20 protein-coding genes are annotated in these 17,788 nt (G+C 64.3%); 17 read left to right on the forward strand and 3 right to left on the reverse strand.

Features of this window, described 5'->3' with window-relative positions:
• Positions 1-88: 88 nt before the first annotated feature.
• From A3M7_RS0139565 to A3M7_RS0139595, 7 genes are all read left to right on the forward strand, one after another.
• Entirely contained in the window at positions 89-610 is a 522-nt protein-coding gene (locus A3M7_RS0139565) for a Na+/H+ antiporter subunit E (RefSeq protein ID WP_027548835.1), read from the forward strand.
• Positions 603-893, forward strand: coding sequence for a monovalent cation/H+ antiporter complex subunit F (locus A3M7_RS0139570; RefSeq protein ID WP_027548836.1), 291 nt, complete (start codon positions 603-605; stop codon positions 891-893). Before A3M7_RS0139565 ends, A3M7_RS0139570 begins: the two co-directional genes overlap by 8 nt.
• Positions 890-1,183 carry a monovalent cation/H(+) antiporter subunit G gene (locus A3M7_RS0139575; protein ID WP_027548837.1) on the forward strand — a complete coding sequence of 98 codons (294 nt, stop codon included), beginning with the start codon at positions 890-892 and terminating at the stop codon, positions 1,181-1,183. The genes A3M7_RS0139570 and A3M7_RS0139575 overlap by 4 nt, the downstream gene beginning before the upstream one ends.
• Positions 1,180-2,124, forward strand: a complete 945-nt coding sequence (locus A3M7_RS0139580; RefSeq protein WP_027548838.1) for an MnhB domain-containing protein — start codon at positions 1,180-1,182, stop codon at positions 2,122-2,124. The genes A3M7_RS0139575 and A3M7_RS0139580 overlap by 4 nt, the downstream gene beginning before the upstream one ends.
• A complete protein-coding gene (locus A3M7_RS0139585; protein ID WP_027548839.1) occupies positions 2,121-2,462 on the forward strand; it encodes an NADH-quinone oxidoreductase subunit K in 342 nt (113 codons plus the stop codon). Before A3M7_RS0139580 ends, A3M7_RS0139585 begins: the two co-directional genes overlap by 4 nt.
• A 56-nt stretch (positions 2,463-2,518) precedes the next feature.
• Positions 2,519-4,240 carry a complex I subunit 5 family protein gene (locus A3M7_RS0139590; protein WP_245284432.1) on the forward strand — a complete coding sequence of 574 codons (1,722 nt, stop codon included), beginning with the start codon at positions 2,519-2,521 and terminating at the stop codon, positions 4,238-4,240.
• Between the two features lie 187 nt (positions 4,241-4,427).
• Entirely contained in the window at positions 4,428-4,931 is a 504-nt protein-coding gene (locus tag A3M7_RS0139595) for a DUF1269 domain-containing protein (protein WP_027548841.1), read from the forward strand.
• A 22-nt stretch (positions 4,932-4,953) separates the two neighbouring features.
• Here the strand turns inward: A3M7_RS0139595 and A3M7_RS0139600 are convergent, their stop codons facing one another.
• Positions 4,954-5,652, reverse strand: a complete 699-nt coding sequence (locus A3M7_RS0139600; protein ID WP_027548842.1) for a Bax inhibitor-1/YccA family protein — start codon at positions 5,650-5,652, stop codon at positions 4,954-4,956.
• A gap of 261 nt (positions 5,653-5,913) precedes the next feature.
• On the opposite strand from A3M7_RS0139600, the gene A3M7_RS0139605 reads away from it, so the two are divergent.
• From A3M7_RS0139605 to A3M7_RS0139650, 10 genes are all read left to right on the forward strand, one after another.
• A complete protein-coding gene (locus tag A3M7_RS0139605; RefSeq protein ID WP_027548843.1) occupies positions 5,914-6,111 on the forward strand; it encodes a hypothetical protein in 198 nt (65 codons plus the stop codon).
• Positions 6,112-6,297: 186 nt separating this feature from the next.
• The gene (locus tag A3M7_RS0139610) at positions 6,298-7,737 is read left to right on the forward strand and encodes a basic amino acid/polyamine antiporter (RefSeq protein ID WP_027548844.1); all 1,440 of its coding nucleotides are present in this window, start codon (positions 6,298-6,300) and stop codon (positions 7,735-7,737) included.
• A gap of 31 nt (positions 7,738-7,768) precedes the next feature.
• The gene (locus tag A3M7_RS0139615) at positions 7,769-8,008 is read left to right on the forward strand and encodes a hypothetical protein (protein ID WP_027548845.1); all 240 of its coding nucleotides are present in this window, start codon (positions 7,769-7,771) and stop codon (positions 8,006-8,008) included.
• A gap of 41 nt (positions 8,009-8,049) precedes the next feature.
• Positions 8,050-9,189 carry an AI-2E family transporter gene (locus tag A3M7_RS0139620; protein WP_027548846.1) on the forward strand — a complete coding sequence of 380 codons (1,140 nt, stop codon included), beginning with the start codon at positions 8,050-8,052 and terminating at the stop codon, positions 9,187-9,189.
• A complete protein-coding gene (locus A3M7_RS0139625) occupies positions 9,186-9,785 on the forward strand; it encodes a hypothetical protein (RefSeq protein WP_027548847.1) in 600 nt (199 codons plus the stop codon). Before A3M7_RS0139620 ends, A3M7_RS0139625 begins: the two co-directional genes overlap by 4 nt.
• Positions 9,786-10,271: a DUF992 domain-containing protein gene (locus A3M7_RS0139630; protein WP_027548848.1), complete on the forward strand. Its 486-nt coding sequence runs from the start codon at positions 9,786-9,788 to the stop codon at positions 10,269-10,271.
• 155 nt (positions 10,272-10,426) lie between these two features.
• Positions 10,427-10,984 carry an HdeD family acid-resistance protein gene (locus tag A3M7_RS0139635; RefSeq protein ID WP_027548849.1) on the forward strand — a complete coding sequence of 186 codons (558 nt, stop codon included), beginning with the start codon at positions 10,427-10,429 and terminating at the stop codon, positions 10,982-10,984.
• 368 nt (positions 10,985-11,352) lie between these two features.
• On the forward strand, positions 11,353-11,628 hold the full coding sequence (locus tag A3M7_RS0139640; RefSeq protein WP_049823986.1) for a hypothetical protein: 276 nt from the start codon (positions 11,353-11,355) through the stop codon (positions 11,626-11,628).
• A gap of 60 nt (positions 11,629-11,688) precedes the next feature.
• Positions 11,689-12,933, forward strand: coding sequence for an efflux RND transporter periplasmic adaptor subunit (locus A3M7_RS45695; protein ID WP_049823987.1), 1,245 nt, complete (start codon positions 11,689-11,691; stop codon positions 12,931-12,933).
• A complete protein-coding gene (locus A3M7_RS0139650) occupies positions 12,930-16,052 on the forward strand; it encodes an efflux RND transporter permease subunit (RefSeq protein WP_027548851.1) in 3,123 nt (1,040 codons plus the stop codon). The genes A3M7_RS45695 and A3M7_RS0139650 overlap by 4 nt, the downstream gene beginning before the upstream one ends.
• A 91-nt stretch (positions 16,053-16,143) precedes the next feature.
• Here the strand turns inward: A3M7_RS0139650 and A3M7_RS0139655 are convergent, their stop codons facing one another.
• On the reverse strand, positions 16,144-16,584 hold the full coding sequence (locus A3M7_RS0139655) for a RidA family protein (RefSeq protein ID WP_027548852.1): 441 nt from the start codon (positions 16,582-16,584) through the stop codon (positions 16,144-16,146).
• 18 nt (positions 16,585-16,602) lie between these two features.
• Positions 16,603-17,781, reverse strand: coding sequence for an acyl-CoA dehydrogenase family protein (locus A3M7_RS0139660; RefSeq protein ID WP_027548853.1), 1,179 nt, complete (start codon positions 17,779-17,781; stop codon positions 16,603-16,605).
• Positions 17,782-17,788 lie beyond the last annotated feature (7 nt).

A 17,788-nucleotide genomic window follows, 5' to 3' on the forward strand; every position in this document is an offset into this window, starting at 1 on the left:
GATCAGGCAATCACCCAATATCGCCGGTCTCATCAAGAGCGCACTGTTCCACGCTCAGATGAAGCGATCGAGCGCGGCGGCTTGACGAATGAGAGGGCCCTCGGGACAGCGGGACGCACATACGGGCGTCGGAGTCGGGGCGACCTGGCGAAGCGCGGCGTCCCGAGCGGCATGGTTCCTCTGCCTTTGGCTCGTTCTTGCCGGCGCCTCTCGCGATGACATTCCTGCCGCAACAATCGCCGTCGCGACGGCAACCTGGGCGAGCCTGCGTTTGCTGGAGCCTGGCACGTCGCGGCGCTCACCTCGCGCGATCCTCCGACTGGCGCTTCTGTTCCTGTACCAGTCCATTGTGGCCGGAGTGGACGTCGCAAGGCGCGCACTCGATCCCAGCCTGCCGCTGCGCCCTGGATTCGTCGCGTATCCAACCCGCCTTCCGCGTGGCCTGCGTCGCAACGTGTTCGCTACACTCACCAGCCTGTTGCCAGGCACCGTGCCGGCCGGAGAGGAGGAGGCGCAACTCCTCTATCACTGCCTCGACGTCGATCAGCCCGTGATCGCCGAACTCGATCAGGAGGAGGCGGCCTTGGCTCGAGCGCTTTACAATGACTGAGTTCCTGACGGTCGCGGTCGGCTTTATTCTGGCCATGCTGGCGCTTGGACTGTTGTCGATCCTGCGTGGCCCTGGCGACGCTGATCGAGTCATGGCGACGCAACTGATTGGGACCGGAGGCATTGCGACACTGCTACTGCTCGGCACCGCAGCGAGCATACCCGCAGCGATCGACGTGGCGTTGACCCTGGCGCTGCTCGCCACCTTCACCTCCATCGCGTTCGTCAAGAAGGGACTTTCCCGCTTCGCGGCCGATGGAACCGCATCAACGGAGGACGAATGAGCCTCGCACGCGACGTGATGACGATTGCAGCAGTGTCGGCCGGCGCGTTCTTTTTTCTGGCCGGCACGGTCGGCCTGCTCCGCTTTCCCGATACCCTGACGCGCCTGCACGCGCTGACCAAGGCGGACAATCTCGGCCTCGGCCTGGTTGTGCTCGGACTGCTCCCGCAGGCAGCGGGTCTTCGCGACGGGCTGAAGCTGGTTGGTATCTGGCTGCTCGGCCTGCTCGCGGGCGCCACCGTCTCGCAACTGATTGCGCGTGCGGCGCGCCATAGCCAGCTGAACCGATGAGCATTGAGACGGTCTTCGAAATCGTTCTTGCCGCGGTCGTGCTGACCCTCGGCGTCTGGACGATCGTCGTGCCCGAGACGTTTTCGGCCACGGTCGGGTTCGTTGCCTATGGACTGCTGGTGGCACTCATCTGGGTACGCCTCGATGCTGCCGACGTCGCGCTGACCGAGGCCGCAATCGGCGGCGGGCTCGGTGGCGTCTTGCTGCTGGGTGCGGCGGCGCGGTTGCGGGATGCCGACATGATGGCAGACGCAAGGCCAGGCAAACTGCTGCGAGCCGGCGCCGCAGCGCTGTCCGTACTGACGGCTGCCGTGCTGGCCGGGGTGGTCCTGCTGCTACCCGATCCTGCTCCGACGCTTGCCCCGGCTGCTGTTGCAAATGCCTGGGCGACGGGCCTGTCCAACCCCGTCACCAACGTGCTCATGGCGTTCCGCGCCATGGATACCATGCTCGAGAAGGTCGTGCTGTTGCTGGCCATCATCGGCGTTTGGTCGCTTGCGCCTGACAGCGCGTGGGGCGGCCGTCCGGGGCCGCGCCACCAGGCCGATCCACGTGGCGTTCTCGCCTTTCTTGCGCGGCTGCTGCCACCGGTTGGCATCGTCATCGGGATCTATATCCTCTGGACCGGTTCCGACCATCCCGGCGGAGCTTTCCAGGGCGGCGCGATTCTCGCGTCGATGTGGCTGCTGACCATCATGGCCGGATTGGCGGACACGCCGCTCGTGAGCCATCGATCGGTACGGTTCATCCTCGTTGCCGGACCCGGCCTGTTCCTGCTCGTCGGCCTTGCCGGCCTTCTGTTTGGCGCCGCATTCCTCTCCTATCCGCCGGCGCTGGCCAAGCCGCTGATACTTGGCATCGAAATCGCAATGACCCTGACGATCGCAGCGACGCTCGGCCTGCTGCTCGCCGGCGCGCCGGAACGGAGCACGGGGCCGTGAGCGGCGTGACGGTGTTCGGATTGTACGCTGCTGCCGCAGTCGGACTCGGGCTCTACGGCCTGATCACGAACCCCCAGCCCCTCCGCAAGATCATCGCCTTCAATCTACTTGGCAGCGGCGTATTCCTCCTGTTCGGCGTCGTTGGACGGCGCGGTGCGGCGGCAGGGATGGGCAACGATCCCGTGCCGCAAGCCTTGGTGATCACCGGCGTCGTCGTCGCGTTTTCCGCAACGGCTTTGGCAATCGCACTGCTGCTGCGGCTGTTCCAGACGAGCGCCTCCGTGGCGCAGAGCAGTCGCTCCTCGCCGGGCGATGACCCAGATCAGGCTGGTGGCTGATGCTACCCCCTGCCCCTGCACTGGACGCGACAACAACCCCAAGCGGGTTCCTGCTGGTGCTGTCGATTGCCATACCCATCGCGGGTGTTCTGCTGGCCTTCGTTCTGGGCGACCGATACGTCAGGCTGGTCGCATTCGCGATGGTGCCGCTGGGGCTGGCGATCGCCGTGACGATTCTGGCAGCAGTGCCGCACGGCACGGGCCCTCTCGTTTACCTGCTCGGCGCCTGGCCGCCGCCGCTGGGGGTGGCGCTGCGCGCGGACGGATTGTCGGCCGTGATGCTTGCGGCAACCGCAGTCGTGATCTCCGCAGTCGCCGTCTATGCCGGTGCTGAATTCTCCGTCACGACGACCAAGGCCCGCGCGCCATTCGCGTTCTGGATCCTGCTGCTGGCGGTCTGGGCCGCGCTGAACGCAATCTTTGTCGGTGGAGACCTCTTCACGCTTTATGTTGCCCTGGAATTGCTGACATTCGCCGCGGTGCCGCTGGTCTCGCTGGATGGCCGCCCGGAGACCCTGCGAGCGGCGATACGGTATCTGCTCTTCGCGTTGCTCGGCTCCGTGCTCTATTTGCTGGGCACGGCACTGCTCTATGGTCTCCATGCCACCCTGGATATCGTGCTGTTGTCGCATCGGATTGGAGCAGAGCCGGCCTCGCTCGTCGCGGCGGCATTGATGACAACGGGTCTTCTGGCCAAGACCGCGCTGTTTCCGTTGCATCTCTGGCTGCCGCCGGCCCACGCGGGCGCGCCAGCTGCCGCCAGTGCGATCCTGTCTGGCCTCGTCGTGAAGGGATCTTTCTTCATCATCGTGCGGCTCTGGTTCCAGGTGATGCCTGGGCTGCCCGGTTTCGCCGCCACGCAACTGCTCGCCGCGCTGGGAGCGGCGGCGATCGTGTTTGGAAGCGTTCTCGCCTTGCGCCAGGAACGACTGAAGCTCCTGATCGCGTATTCAACGCTGGCCCAGATCGGGTATCTCTTTCTGATGTTTCCGCTCGCGTTCAATGGCTCGGGTCACCTGGAGAGTGGCGGGGCCCTGGCGGGCGGCCTGCTACAGGCTGGTTCTCATGCCACTGCGAAGGCGGCGATGTTCATGGCCGCCGGATCGATCTACGCCGGGCTCGGCCACGATCGCATCACGGGGCTCGGCGGTATCGCGCGGGTCCTGCCCTTGAGCGTGCTGACGTTTGCCTTCGCCGGCATCGCGCTGATCGGCGTGCAGCCGAGTGGCGCATCCCTGGCGAAGGACCTGTTGCTTCAGGCCGCGACCGAGAGGCAGCAATGGTGGTGGGTGGTCGTGCTCCAGGCGGGCGGGGTATTCACTGCCGCCTATGTTTTGTTGGTTCTGGCTCATGCGCTGGCCCCTCCGGACAAGCCCGTTGTATTGACGGGCCCGGCACCGCGACTTCGGAACGTGGCGGCGCTCGTCCTGGCGCTCTGCTCGTTATTGCTCGGCCTCGTGCCTTGGGAACCGTATCTGCCTGTCCCGTACATTTCGCCGCCAGATCTCTACGGTCTCGAGACGCTCTCCAAATCACTGTTGCCTGTCCTGGGAGGCGTGGTGCTGGTAATCCTGCTCAGCCCCTGGCCGCACCCGTTTGCGTCTTCGGTGCGCTGGAAGGTCGCAATCGGCGTGCTCAATCGATTCCGACAGGGCTGCTGCGCGTTCAGTAGCTATGTTGAGAGGGGCAACGGTGTTCTCTGCGAGTGGCCGGCGGCAAGCACCTGCCTTCTGATGCTGGCGCTGCTGTTCAGCGTGTTGATGCTTGTGGCCGCGTGAGGCGCGAGCTCATGCATCGGGACAGGTCAGACCCAGGTATTCCCTGTCGCCATGATCAGGAACAATCATCCCGACGCCTGAGGGTTTTCTCCGATGCCGCGCCGGTGAACCGACGGCTAATCTCTGACAGCGCGTCCGCCAGCGTACCAGGCTTAGCCGGCGGAGTGCGATCCAGCGGGAGGTCTTCATGTCAGATCTAGTGGCGATCGTTTATCCATCCGAAGCAAAGGCTGAGGAAGTGCGCCAACGGCTGCTCAAGCTGCAGAAGGAATATCTGATCACGATCAGCGATGCCGTGATCGCCGTGAAGACGGATTCCGGCGGCATCAAGCTCAATCAACTCGTCAATACGACGTCGATGGGGGCGGTGACCGGCGGTTTCTGGGGGCTCCTGATCGGCATGATCTTCCTCAATCCGATCCTCGGTGTCGCCGTCGGCGCGGCCTCCGGCGCGCTGGGCGGCGCATTGTCCGATTTCGGCATCGACGACTCCTTCATGAAGGAGTTGTCAGCGTCACTCCACACCGGCAATGCCGCGCTGTTCGTCCTGATCAAGAATATGACTGCAGACAAGGTCCTGAAGGAGATCAAGGACGCCGGAGGGACCGTGCTGAAGACGTCCCTGGATGACACCAGGGAGCAGGCCCTGCGCGACGCGCTGGCAAGCGCCGCGGAGCGACCGGCGGCCTGAGGGCCGCCTTTCGTTCGGTCGCTCAGCGCCGGCTGCCGGCCAGACGCAGCAGCATCATGAACAGGTTGATGAAGTTGAGATAGAGCGACAGCGCTGAAATCACCGACTTGCGGCCAGCCGACGTTTCATCGTCCCCGCTGTCGTACATCGCCTTGATCCGCTGGGTGTCGTAGGCCGTGAGCCCCGCAAAGACGCCGACGCCCACGACCGAGATCAACCAGTCGAGCCCGCTTGATTGCAGGAACAGGTTCACCAGGCTGGCAATGATGACCCCGATCAGGCCCATGAACAGGAAAGTGCCGAGGCCGGACAGGTCACGCCTTGTGGTGTAGCCGAACACGCTGAGCGCCCCGAACATGGCGGCCGCGATGAAGAACACGCGCGTGATCGAGGCGCTGGTGTAGATGTGCAGCAGTATCGAGAGCGAGACACCGACCAGCGCGGCATAGATGAAGAACAGGAGCCGCGCCGTCGCCGCCGACAGCGTATTGATGCGCGCGCTGAGGAAAAAGACCAGCGCGAGCGGCGCCAGTATGAAGACCCACATCAACGGACTCTGCAGCAAGGCGGGGCCGGTGAGCTGATAGGTCAGCCACGCTACAACGGCGGTCAAGCCGACGCCGGCGGCCATGTAGTTGTAGATGCGCAGCATGTAGCCGCGCAATCCAGCGTCCATCGCGATTGCGTCAGAGGTCGCCAGGTTCTGATCGTAGTTTGACATCGCTTGCCTCCTCGCGGAGCCGTTGGGAGGCAGCAACCCTATCCCTCTGCCCTCGTACGGATATCGGACAATCACCTGATATCCCGGGGGCAAGATCACCCTACTCGGCCTGCAAATTCGGCACGCCTGCCCTTCAGCTTGCGGCGATTTTCCGCCTTACAGAATCGCAAGATGGAGCTGCCGCCTGCGTTCGTCTTTCTGATTACGACCCTTACGCATTTGTCACTGGAAGCGGGTCGATTTCCGGCCTAATCGGCCGACATGCGCTACTTCTTTCACATCGTCGACAAATACGGCCTCTCGCCGGACGAGAGCGGATGCGAGCACGTTGACCAGCACGCGGCGATGCTGCATGCCCGGCACATCGTAGAAGAGCTGGCCAAGGCCGGGGAATTCGTCCGGTCGAGCTTCGTGTTTGTGGCCGATACCGCTCCCGGACTTTCGTCCGGTCGCAACTGAGGAAAGACGAGGCTGGCCGGACCAGGTCCGGCCTACTGGTTTCCTGCCACTGCTCTCTACATAGAATCACTGATGTTCGAGCAGAAGGGCTGCTCCTAAGGTCTTTGCCAAGGGGTGGCCGGCGCTCCACCGTCGCAAGGGGTTGTCGCGCCTGCCCGATCTCCGATTGGAAGGCCAGCTTGCACCATGGCGCCTCCATCGAGCCAGGCCGATCAAGGGCTCTCCCGGAATGCGCTCATCGCGCTCGTGATCGGGTCGATGGTCGGGTCCGGTATCTTTGCATTGCCTGCAGCGTTCGGACGGACCACGGGCGCGCTCGGAGCGATAATCGCCTGGGCCATCGCGGGCACGGGCATGCTGATGCTCGCCTTCGTGTTCCAGACCTTGTCGCAGCGCAAGCCGAACCTCGATGCCGGCATCTATGCCTATGCCAGGGCCGGATTTGGCGACTATATCGGCTTTGCTTCGGCAGTCGGATACTGGATCGGTTGCTGCCTTGCAGATGTCGCCTGCCTCGTCTTGATCAAGGCGACGCTCGGACAGTTTTTCCCGATCTTCGGCGATGGCACAACGCCGGTGGCGATCGCTTCGGCGACCGTCCTTCTCTGGGGAGTGCACATTTTGCTGCTGCGCGGCATCACGGGGGCGGCCGCGCTGAATACGATCGCGACCTACGCGAAAATCATCCCGATACTATTGTTTATCGTCGTCGCCGTCATCGCCTTCGACGGCACGCTCTTCTCCATGAATTTCTGGGGGACGGAGCAGCCGGACGTCTCGAAGGTGGTCGCGCAGGTTCGCGGCACGATGCTGCTGACGGTGTTCGTGTTCGTCGGAATTGAAGGCGCGAGTGTCTACTCCCGCTACGCCCGGAGCCGCGCCGATGTCGGATTCGCAACCCTTGCCGGCTTTCTGACGGTTCTGTGCCTCCTCGTCCTCGTGACGCTCCTGTCGTACGGCGTGCTACCACGAGCGGAGCTGGCGGATCTACCGACACCATCCATGGCCGGCGTGATGGAAGCGGTCGTCGGCCGCTGGGGCAGCGTATTCATCAGTGTGGCACTGCTGATCTCGGTCCTCGGCAACTACTTGTCCTGGTCGCTGTTGGCGGCCGAGATCCTGCATTCCGCCGCGATCCACCGCACGATGCCCTCCTTTCTCGCCACGGTAAACGTGCACAAGGTCCCTGCCGGCGCACTCTGGCTCACCAACTGCGTCATCCAGAGTTTTCTGCTCGTCACCTGGTTTGCGGAATACGCATTCACGCTTGCCTTGAAGATGACGAGCGCGATGACGCTGATCCCATATTTCTTTGTTGCGGCGTACGGCTTGAAGCTCGCCTGGACCAGCGAGGCCTATCACGCCGGCGAGCACGCCCGCATTGTCGACTGGATCCGCTCGGCCATCGCGACACTTTACGCGGCCGGCATGATCTACGCAGGCGGGCCCAAGTTTCTCTTGCTGTCGTCGATCCTCTATGCACCCGGCACGGTGCTGTTCCTACTCGCAAAGCGCGAGCGCAAGGAAGCGATCTTCAGGCCGTTCGAAATCATCCTTTTTGCAGCGATCACGATCGCCGCATGCGCCGGCGTCTACGCGCTGGCCACCGGAGCCATCTCGATTTGAGTCCCTTGTCCCTGGTTACATGGAGGCGGATATGAGCACCCGGGCCATCTGTGGCGCCTTGATCCTCGGCGGATTGGTGGCGGTCTCCGCATTTCCAACCCTGTCGCCGGCCCAGCCGACCGAGACCGGCGTGTCTGCCCAAAAAGATGCCGGCGCGCCGGCACCGAAGAGCGCAGCGCCCAACACCAATACGAACCCGACGAAGCACCGTTACTGGCGTCACCGCGGCGGAAAGCATCCGCACTATGGCAGCCGGCGCGTGCGGACCTAGGCGCAAAAGACGATCGTCGACTCCAGCGATTGGACCGATCCATGAGCGAGTCCAGGACAGGACCGGAGAAGCTCCACGAGGTCGTTCTACGCGACGATTCCACCGGCCGGCCGGAGAACGACGCACGACGCAGCATGCTCGCGACCGGTCTCACGCTGCTCGCTGCGTGCGTTTGCCTGTTCCTGGCGTGGCAGACGGTGTCCAGTCTCCTGCTCATCTTCGCAGGCGTGTTGTTCGCCGCATTTCTGGACGCGTGCGCGAGGGCTCTGGCGCCGGTCCTTCCGCTCAATCGCGCCTGGCGACTGACGCTGGTCCTGTTGCTGTTCTCCGCTCTGTCGGGGTTTGGAATGGTCTGGGGTGCGGGCAAGCTGCCGGAGCAGACGCGCCTCCTGCTGAAGGTCATGGACAGCCAGATCGACGTCCTGCAGGAGCATCTCCTGTCATATGGCGTTGACCTCCTCGGCCCGGAATGGGGCCGCGACTTTGCGCAATGGCTGTTCTCGGATCAGGGCCGATTTCTCAGCCACGCTCAATTTCTGCTCGGCGGAGCCTCAACTCTTCTGACCGGCGCGCTGGTGATCCTGTTCCTCGGGATCCTCTTTGCCTTCGATCCGAACAGCCATCGCGATAGCCTCGTCATGCTGGTGAAGCAGCCCTATCGCGCGCGGACAAGGGCAGTCATGGACGAGATAGGCACCGTCATGCGGCTGTGGCTGGTCGGACAGTTCATCCGCATCATCCTCATGACGCTGTGGGTCTGGGTCGCACTCTACCTCATCGGGCTGCCCGGTCCTTTCGTGCTCGGATTGCAGGCGGGACTGTCCAATTTCATTCCCTATCTCGGACCCATCGTGGCCGCAATTCCGATCGCGCTCGTCGCAATGCCGCTCGGCGGTTCGCTGCTGATCTGGGCCGTCCTGATCTACACGATCATCCAGTCGGTCGAAGGCTATGTGATCGGCCCGCTGATCCAGCGTCAGGCGGTCGAGATCCCTCCTGCCTGGACGCTGGTCGCGATCGTCATGCTGGGCGCGCTGTTCGGCGTCCTGGGCATCGCGCTGGCGATGCCACTGGTCGCGATCGGCCGTGTCGCGATCATCCGATTCTACGTCGAGGACTACCTTGGCGATGACCTCAGGCAGACGTTCAACGGCGGTAGATCGAGAGTGGATCGGCCATGAGCAAGATCGATGTACAACGGAACGTGGGTACCGAGCCTCCCTCGTATCGTTCCGGAATGGCTCATTTCCTGTGGCAGCAGCTTCCTTACATAGTAGCGCTGGTGCTCGCTATCGGAGGGGTCGCCTATACCAACGTCTCCCACCAGCCTCTCGTCGGCTACTGGGAATTCCTGGCGCTTGCCATCTGCGTCGTCTGCGTCGTTACCAAATGGCCGGAAACCCAAGGCAAAGAGGCCCAGCTCCGTTTGATCTGGACCCAGGCGCTGCATTGGATCGCCGTGCTCGTCACGATGAACATCATACTGGTGTCGGGCGTCCAGCAGCTGCTTCCGACACCGGCGACCGGCCTGGTCCTGCTGACGCTGCTCGCGCTCGGCACGTTCCTCGCCGGCGTCAGCCTGTTGTCGCTGCAGATCTCGTTCCTCGGCCTGGCGATGGGCGTCGCCGTCCCGGCAATATCCTGGCTGAAGCAGTCCGTCTTCTTCTTCCTGCTGGGCGCAGTGCTGCTGATCGGCCTCGGCATCACGTTCTGGCTCCGCCAGGACGGCCGACCGAGGATTGCGCCCTCCGACACCAACAGCCAAGTGGAGGCCTGAATGCGAATGACACGACTTGTTGCAGTCTTCGGCACATCCGCGCTGCTATGCATCGCCAACCTGCCCGCGCGCGCCGAAACGTTCAGGGTCGGCCGGCTCCTCTGCTTGAGCACCCCGCGCGTCGGGCTTGTGCTCGGATCAGCGCAGTCACTGCGCTGCACATTCTTCGCGAGAAACCCGCCGAGGCAGTTCATCTATGAGGGACGGATCCGGCGCGTTGGCCTTGATCTCGGCGTGACCAGTGCAGGCTCCCTGTCCTGGGCCGTGCTCGCCAAGAACTCGCGGATCGGGTCCGCCACCCTGCGCGGCAACTATGTCGGCGCGAGCGGCAGCCTCGCATTCGGCCCCGGTCTCGGCGCCAACGTCCTGATCGGCGGCTCGCGCAGGAGTGTGATGTTGCAGCCGCTGTCGATCGAGCGGTCGATCGGGATCAATCTCGCGGCCGGCGTCACCAATCTGACGCTGGGCCCGCGCGGCAGCCGATAGCTAGCAACAGCGATTTCACGCGCGATCGCTGGAGTCCGGTTGGGCCCACGCGAACATTCCCACCCCGTCGCTCAGGGTTTCGTCGGATGTCGACCGCGCGGGCTCGAAGCTACCATCCCAAGCGTGCCGATCATCGCGCGGATCAGGAGGATGGCATGACAGTCTATGATAGCCGGTCGGACATCGGGGTTCTGGGCTCGCCTCCGCTATGGGTCTGCGCTCTCCTTGGCATCGTGATGATCGCCGCCGGCGTCGCGGCTCTCAGCGACGTGGTCTTCGCGACGATCATCAGCGTCAAGCTGATCGGGCTGACGGCTATCGCGGCTGGCGCATTCGAGATCGCCCATGCCTTCTGGACCAAAGGATGGGGCGGCTTCCTGTGGCAGATTGTTCTCGGCGCGCTCTATCTCGCCTTCGGGCTTGTGCTGCTCACCCAGCCGGCTTCCGGTGCCCTGATCCTCACCTATTTCCTCGGCGCGGTGCTGTTCGCCTCGGGCGTCATTCGATGCGTGCTGAGCTTCGCCCATTGGCGACAGAACGGATGGATGATGCTGATCTCCGGCATCTTCGGACTGCTCGCGGGCGTGCTGATCCTGTTCGGCTTTCCGACCATCAGCGTCTGGGCCCTCGGATTCCTGCTTGGCGTCGACCTGATCTCGCACGGCCTGGCGTGGCTGCTTTATGCGCTTCAATCCGTGCGGCGAGCTGCGTAACGAAGGAGAACATGATGATGGACACTCCCACGCGTCGAGCTTTCCTTGGCTTCGCTCAGAATGCCGTTGCTGCCGCGGCGATCGGCGCTATCGGAGTTCGTCTGATTGAGACTGCGGAAGCGATGCCCATTGCCCACGATCTTGGCCAGGCCAGCGCGCCGTCGGACCTCCTGACGCAAGCTCAGTGGTGGGGACCCCCGGCCGGTCCCGGTTGGGGACCTGGTCCGGGCTGGGGCCGCCCACCGCCGCGCAGGCGCCGATGGGTTTGCTGGTGGCATCGCGGTCGTCGTCGTTGCGGATGGCGGTGGCGCTAGGGACGCCCCTCTCAACTTGAGCAATCCGCCGGGAGCAGATTTGCCGCGAAGGTTATGCAAGCCCCGACCCGGGCGAAGGAGGCGATCGTGCGCCACGCGAATCAATGGCTCCTGTGGGCCGCTCTGATAGCTCTTCTCGTAGTGGCAGCCGCCTTCTGCGTGTCGGTATGGCAGGCAACTCCATCGATGCCGCTCTACCGCAACATCATCCTCGGAGGGGCCGTCATCCTGATGTTGGTGTTCGGCTGCGGCCTGATCGCGCTGATGTTCTATAGCCGTCGCAAGGGTTATGACGAGCCCGCGCGCAACGATCGGATACGGCGGGAGTAACGAGGCGCCGGTGCAGCACCGACCAAGCCAGGCTCTTAGGTCTGGAGCAAGGAGCGGACAATGAACCTTGCTGGCGTCCCGATCAGGTTGCTGGCGGCAACTCTCGTGACGATCATCGCCGGTGGGGCCGCCCGGACACAATCCGCCCCGGCCGGGGCCCCTGCGGTCGGCGTCGTGGAAGCGACCAGGCGGCCGATCACCGAGACCAGCGAATTTCTTGGACGGATCGAGGCGATCAATCGGGTCAACGTCGTCGCGCGCGTGACGGCATTTCTGGACAAGCGCCTGTTCGACGAGGGCGCCGAGATCAAGGAAGGCGATGAGCTCTACCGGCTCGAGCGTGGTCCCTTCGAAGCGGATCTCGCATCGAAGCAGGCGCAGGTCGCGCAGCTCCAGGCAACGCTCGAAAATGCCAGATTGACGACCGAGCGCGCGCGGACCCTGCTCGGAGGCCCGGCCGGGCAACAGTCCACCTACGACGCAGCGATCGCCAACCAGCTCAGCCTCGAAGCCCAGGTGCAAGCCGCGCAAGCCCAGGTCCAGGCCTCCCAGATCAATCTCGGTTACACGATGATCAACGCGCCGATTGCCGGCAAGATCGGACGCACGGCGGTGACGGAAGGCAACGTCGTCGGTCCGAGCTCGGGCGTGCTGACCACCATCGTCAGCCAGGACCCGATGTATGTCACCTTCCCGGTGCCGCTCCGCCAGGGACTCGAGCTGCGGGAACGATACGGACCACAGGGCGGCCTGGACGCGGTGGTGATCAGGCTGCGACTGCCCGATGGCCGCATGTACAGCCACTCCGGCAAGCTGAATTTCGTCGACAACACCATCGCCCAGGGCACCGATACCATCACCGTACGCGGGGAGATCGGCAATCCAATCCTGCGGGCTTCTTCGGCGGCTGGCGTCATCGTCCACGAACTCACCGACGGCGAGTTCGTCACCGTCGTGCTGGAGGGCGTCCAGCCGATCGAGGTGCTGGCGATCCCGCGCGCCGCTGTGCTCTCCGATCAGCAGGGCGACTATGTGCTGGCTGTCGGCGCCGACAACAAGGCCGAGCAGCGCCGCATCCAGCTCGGACAATCGACCACGACCATCGCCGCCGTGATTGCCGGACTTGCGGCCGGCGACAAGGTCATCGCGGAGGGCTTGCAGCGCGTTCGTCCCGGCCAGACCGTTTCGCCGGGACCGGCAAGTCCGCTGATCCTGTCGAGCATGAAGCCCACCGCAGACGCCCCGGCTCCGCAAGCGGATCACGGCGCCTCCGGCAAGAGCCGACCGCTGGACCGCAAACCATGATATCCGCCGTTTTCATCGATCGCCCGCGGCTTTCGATGGTGATCGCCTTCATCATCACCATTGCCGGCGCGCTGGCGTTGATGCAGATCCCGGTGGCGCAATTTCCGGACATCGTGCCGCCGCAGGTCACGGTCTCCGGCACCTTCCCCGGTGCATCCGCCGAGGTGGTCGAGAGCAGCGTCGCCCAACCCCTGGAGGCGCAGATCATCGGCGTCGACCGCGCGCTCTACATGAAATCGACCAGCGCCAATGACGGCAGCTACACGCTGACGGTTTCGTTCGCGCTCGGCACCAACCCCGACATCAATACCGTCAACGTCAACAACCGCGTGCAGAGCGCTTTGTCGCAATTACCGACCGAAGTGCAGCAGCAGGGGGTGACGGTACACAAGCGGTCCTCGTCGATCCTGCAATTCCTTGTGCTCTACAGCGCCGATGGTCAGCAGGATCCGCTGTTCATCACCAACTACGCGATCATCAACGTGCTTGATGCGATCGCCAGCACGCCCGGCGTCGGCCAGGCCAACCTGTTCGCCAAGATGAACTACTCGATGCGGATCTGGTTCGATACGCAGCGACTCACCAGCCTCGATCTCACGCCATCCGATGTCATTGCCGCGATCCGCGCGCAAAGCGTCCAGGCACCCGTGGGGCGCATCGGTGCACGTCCGATCAGCGACGACCAGCAGCTCCAGTTCAATGTGCAGACCCTGGGCAGGCTCGCCACCGTCGACCAATTCGCCAATATCGTGCTGCGTGCCAACCCGGACGGCTCGTCACTGCTCGTGAAGGACGTTGCCCGTGTCGAGATGGGCGCGCAAAATCTCGACAGCGAAGCGCGGATCGACGGCCGCGCGGCCGTGCCGATCGCGATCTATCTGGCGCCGGGTGCCAATGCGATGACCACCGCACAGGCCGTCGCGGCGACGATGCAGCGGCTGTCGCTGCGTTTCCCCACCGGCTTGAGCTATCTCGTGCAATACGATTCCACGAGCTTCGTGCGCGACACGATCACGGAGGTCTTGCGGACGCTGGGCGAGGCCTTCATTCTGGTCGTGATCGTGGTGTACCTCTTCCTCGGCAATCTGCGCGCCACGGTGATCCCGGCCGTTGCCGTTCCGGTGAGCCTGATCGGCACGTTCGCCGTCCTGCTGGTGCTGGGCTATTCGGCCAACACGGTGTCGCTGCTGGCCATGGTGCTCGCTATCGGCATCGTGGTGGACGACGCCATCGTCGTCGTCGAGAACGTCGAGCGGGTGATGGAGGAGGAGCCGGGCCTTTCCCCCGCCGAGGCCAGCAAGAAGGCCATGACCCAGATCACCGCGCCGATCATCGCGATCACCCTGGTGCTGCTCTCCGTCTTCGTACCGATCGCATTCATTCCCGGCATTTCCGGAACGCTGTTTCGCCAGTTTGCGGTGACGATCAGCGCCGCGATGATGATCTCGGCGTTGAACGCGCTGACGCTGTCGCCCGCCTTGTGCGCGCTGTTCCTGCGCCACACCGGCCCCAGGCGCGGCATCATGGGGCGCGTCCTCGGCTTCGTCGACTGGCTGCGCGACCGCTACAGCGGCGGCGTCCGCCGCCTTCTGCGCGTGGCGGGCCTCTCACTGCCGCTCGTCGCCGTCCTTGCCGCCGGTATCTTCGGCATGTCGCTGATCACGCCAACAGGTTTCCTCCCCGAGGAGGACCAGGGCGCCTTCTTCACCTCGGTGCAACTGCCAGACGGCGCATCGGTGGCGCGAACCAGCGAAGTCACCCAGCAGATCGAGGATCTCCTGAAGCAGATCCCCGCCGTCGATCACGTCCTTGCCATCGTAGGCTTTTCTCTGCTCGACGGCGCATCCGAGCCGAACAGCGCATTGGTGGTCACGCGCCTGAAGCCGTTTTCCGATCGCAAAGCGGCAGCCGATTCCGTACAGGCGCTGATCCGGCAGACCTTCGCAGCCGGCGCACAGATTCGACAGGCCAACGTGTTGCCGTTCAACCTGCCGCCGATCATTGGGCTCTCCACCGGAGGCGGGTTCGAATACCAGCTTCAGGCGCTGGAAGGACAGAACCCGGCCGCGATCTCCAGCGTCACGGGGGCGCTGATCGGTGCAGCCAACGCCGATCCACGGCTTGCGCGTGTCTTTTCGACCTTCACTGCGACCAATCCGTCCGTCTATCTCGACATCGACCGCCGCAAGGCGCAGGCGCTCGGCGTGACGGTCAGCGACATCTTCACGGCCTTGCAGGCGACGCTCGGCGGAATCTATGTCAACAACTTCAACCTGTTCGGCCGTACCTGGCAGGTCAACGTTCAGGGCGAAGCGTTCGATCGCGCCGATATTTCGGACATCTGGCGGATCTATCTGCGCAACGGCGCCGGCCAGATGGTCCCGATCAGGTCGCTCGCCGGGATCAAGATCGTGACCGGGCCTCAGGTGATCACCCGCTACAACAATTATCGCTCGGTGACGGTGAACGGCAGCCCGTCGCCGGGCATCTCCTCGGGAACCGCGATGGCCGCAATGGCGGAAATCTCCAACACCGTGCTGCCTGCGGGCTACAGCTTCGCGTGGACCGGCACCGCCTATCAGGAGCAGCAGGCCGCCGGCCAGACCGGCATCGTGCTCATGCTTGCGGTGCTGTTTGCCTACCTGTTCCTGGTGGCGCTCTATGAGAGCACGGTGATCCCGATCCCGGTGCTGCTGTCGGTCGTCGTCGGCGTGCTCGGATCCTATATCGGCATCAAGCTCGCCGGCCTCAATCTCGATCTCTACGGCCAGATCGGGCTCGTGGTCCTGATCGCGCTCGCCGCCAAGAACGGCATTCTGATCGTCGAATTTGCCAAGGAGCAACGCGAAGCGGGCGTGGCACTCCACGACGCCGCGATCCAGGGCGCACATATGCGCTTTCGCGCGGTCATGATGACTTCGGCCGCCTTCGTCCTCGGCCTCCTGCCGCTGGTGATTGCAACCGGTGCTGCGGAGCTCAGCCGAAGAGCCGTCGGGACGGCCGTATTTGCGGGCATGCTTGCGGCAAGCTCAATCGGCATCTTTCTCGTCCCGACGCTCTACGTGACGTTCCAGCGTCTGCGGGAGCGGATCAAGACCGCGCCAACATCCAGCCACTGAGTTGCGCCAGCGAAACTCAGGCATGGCTGGATCGATATCGCGCGAGATGCGATGCGGGCCACGTCGAACGGGCACGCTAGGCCGCAGTCGTTCAACGCGGGACGACAGCCGTCGCTTCAATCTCAACGCGCGCGGCCGGCTCGACAAGACGCACGACCTGAACGAGCGCCATGCTGGGATAGTGGGTGCCGATCACCTCGCGATAGGCTTTGCCGAGCGCCTTGAGGTTGGAGACGTATTCGTCCATGTCCACGACATACCAGGTCAGGCGAACCAGGTGATCCGGCCGCGCGCCGCCTTCGGCCAGGATCGCGACGATGTTTTCGAGCGCCTGGCGGACCTGCGCAACAAATCCGTCGCCAAACCGGCCTGAAACGTCCCAGCCGACGACGCCGCCGGTCACGACGAGGCGCCCGTCGGCCATCATGCCGTTGGCATATCCCTTTGGCTGCGGCCAGCCGCCGGGCTGGAGCACCTGCAAACCGTTCGCCATGTCGGGAGCCGCTGCGCCCGGCTGTCTCATCACACTCATCGGTCTCTCTCTATCGTCTCAGCGCGACTTCAGTAAATCGCGCGCCACAATCAGTTTCTGCACCTCGGTCGCGCCCTCGTAGATGCGCAACGCCCGGATTTCGCGGTAGAGGCTTTCGACGACCTCACCCTTGCGCACGCCGCGTCCGCCGAACATCTGGACCGCGCGATCGATGACGCGCTGGGCGGTCTCGGTCGCCGTCAGCTTCGCCATTGCAGCTTCGCGCGTCGTCGGAAGCTTCTGGACATCGCGGCGCCAGGCCGCGCGATAGGTCAGGAGCGCGGCGGCGTCGGTGTCGGTCGCCATGTCGCCGAGCGCGGCCTGGGTCAATTGGAGATCTCCCAGCGTCGCGCCGAACATGCGCCGGCTGCGCGCGTGCGACAGCGCCTCGTCGAGCGCCCGCCGGGCAAAGCCGAGAGCTGCGGCCGCGACCGACGCGCGAAAAATATCCAGCGTCTGCATCGCGAGCTTGAACCCGCCGCCCGGCGCGCCGAGGCGACGGCTCGCCGGGATCCGGCAATTGGCAAAGCGCAACGTCGCCAGCGGATGCGGCGCGATGACGTCGATGCGGTCGGCGATGCCGAAGCCGGGATCATCGGGAAAGACGACGAAGGCCGAGATGCCGCGCGCGCCCGGCGCCTCGCCGGTTCGCGCAAACAGCGTGTAGACGTCGGCAATGCCGCCGTTGGAGATCCAGGTCTTCTCGCCGTCGATGACGTAGTCGTTGCCCTCGGCGCGCGCGGTGCAGGACATCGCCGCGACGTCCGACCCCGCCTCCTTCTCGGACAGCGCGAAGGCCGCAAGCCATTCGCCGGAGCGAACCTTCGGCAGCACGGCCTTGCGCAGCTCGGCCGAACCACCGAGCGCGATCGCGCCGGAGCCGAGCCCCTGCATGGCGAAGGCGAAATCGGCGAGGCCATCGGCATAGGCGAGCGACTCGCGCGACAGGCAGATCGAGCGGGAATCGATCGTCGTCGCATCGCCGTCGGGCGCCGCAACCGCGCAATCGAGAACCCCCGCCTCGCCCATCGCGCGCACGAGCTTGCGGCAGGCGGCGTCGACATCGCTATGATCGATTGTGTCGAGAACCCCCGACTGCACGAAGCGGTCGAGCCGCTCGCCGATCGTGTGGTGGCGCTGTTCGAAGAACGGCCAGTCCAGCCAGTCCCGCTTGATGACCTTTGCCACGGAGCTCATCTGATCC

The organism is Bradyrhizobium sp. WSM2254 (assembly GCF_000472645.1).
GTDB lineage: Bacteria > Pseudomonadota > Alphaproteobacteria > Rhizobiales > Xanthobacteraceae > Bradyrhizobium > Bradyrhizobium niftali.

Bases quoted from the DNA above. Each gene is read 5' to 3' on its own strand.
- A3M7_RS0139565 (WP_027548835.1), top strand. From the start codon at position 89: ATGAGAGGGCCCTCGGGACAGCGGGACGCACATACGGGCGTCGGAGTC.
- A3M7_RS0139570 (WP_027548836.1), top strand. From the start codon at position 603: ATGACTGAGTTCCTGACGGTCGCGGTCGGCTTTATTCTGGCCATGCTG.
- A3M7_RS0139575 (WP_027548837.1), top strand. From the start codon at position 890: ATGAGCCTCGCACGCGACGTGATGACGATTGCAGCAGTGTCGGCCGGC.
- A3M7_RS0139580 (WP_027548838.1), top strand. From the start codon at position 1,180: ATGAGCATTGAGACGGTCTTCGAAATCGTTCTTGCCGCGGTCGTGCTG.
- A3M7_RS0139595 (WP_027548841.1), top strand. From the start codon at position 4,428: ATGTCAGATCTAGTGGCGATCGTTTATCCATCCGAAGCAAAGGCTGAG.
- A3M7_RS0139600 (WP_027548842.1), bottom strand. From the start codon at position 5,652: ATGTCAAACTACGATCAGAACCTGGCGACCTCTGACGCAATCGCGATG.
- A3M7_RS0139605 (WP_027548843.1), top strand. From the start codon at position 5,914: ATGCGCTACTTCTTTCACATCGTCGACAAATACGGCCTCTCGCCGGAC.
- A3M7_RS0139610 (WP_027548844.1), top strand. From the start codon at position 6,298: ATGGCGCCTCCATCGAGCCAGGCCGATCAAGGGCTCTCCCGGAATGCG.
- A3M7_RS0139615 (WP_027548845.1), top strand. From the start codon at position 7,769: ATGAGCACCCGGGCCATCTGTGGCGCCTTGATCCTCGGCGGATTGGTG.
- A3M7_RS0139620 (WP_027548846.1), top strand. From the start codon at position 8,050: ATGAGCGAGTCCAGGACAGGACCGGAGAAGCTCCACGAGGTCGTTCTA.
- A3M7_RS0139625 (WP_027548847.1), top strand. From the start codon at position 9,186: ATGAGCAAGATCGATGTACAACGGAACGTGGGTACCGAGCCTCCCTCG.
- A3M7_RS0139630 (WP_027548848.1), top strand. From the start codon at position 9,786: ATGCGAATGACACGACTTGTTGCAGTCTTCGGCACATCCGCGCTGCTA.
- A3M7_RS0139635 (WP_027548849.1), top strand. From the start codon at position 10,427: ATGACAGTCTATGATAGCCGGTCGGACATCGGGGTTCTGGGCTCGCCT.
- A3M7_RS0139640 (WP_049823986.1), top strand. From the start codon at position 11,353: ATGCAAGCCCCGACCCGGGCGAAGGAGGCGATCGTGCGCCACGCGAAT.
- A3M7_RS45695 (WP_049823987.1), top strand. From the start codon at position 11,689: ATGAACCTTGCTGGCGTCCCGATCAGGTTGCTGGCGGCAACTCTCGTG.
- A3M7_RS0139650 (WP_027548851.1), top strand. From the start codon at position 12,930: ATGATATCCGCCGTTTTCATCGATCGCCCGCGGCTTTCGATGGTGATC.
- A3M7_RS0139655 (WP_027548852.1), bottom strand. From the start codon at position 16,584: ATGAGTGTGATGAGACAGCCGGGCGCAGCGGCTCCCGACATGGCGAAC.
- A3M7_RS0139660 (WP_027548853.1), bottom strand. From the start codon at position 17,781: ATGAGCTCCGTGGCAAAGGTCATCAAGCGGGACTGGCTGGACTGGCCG.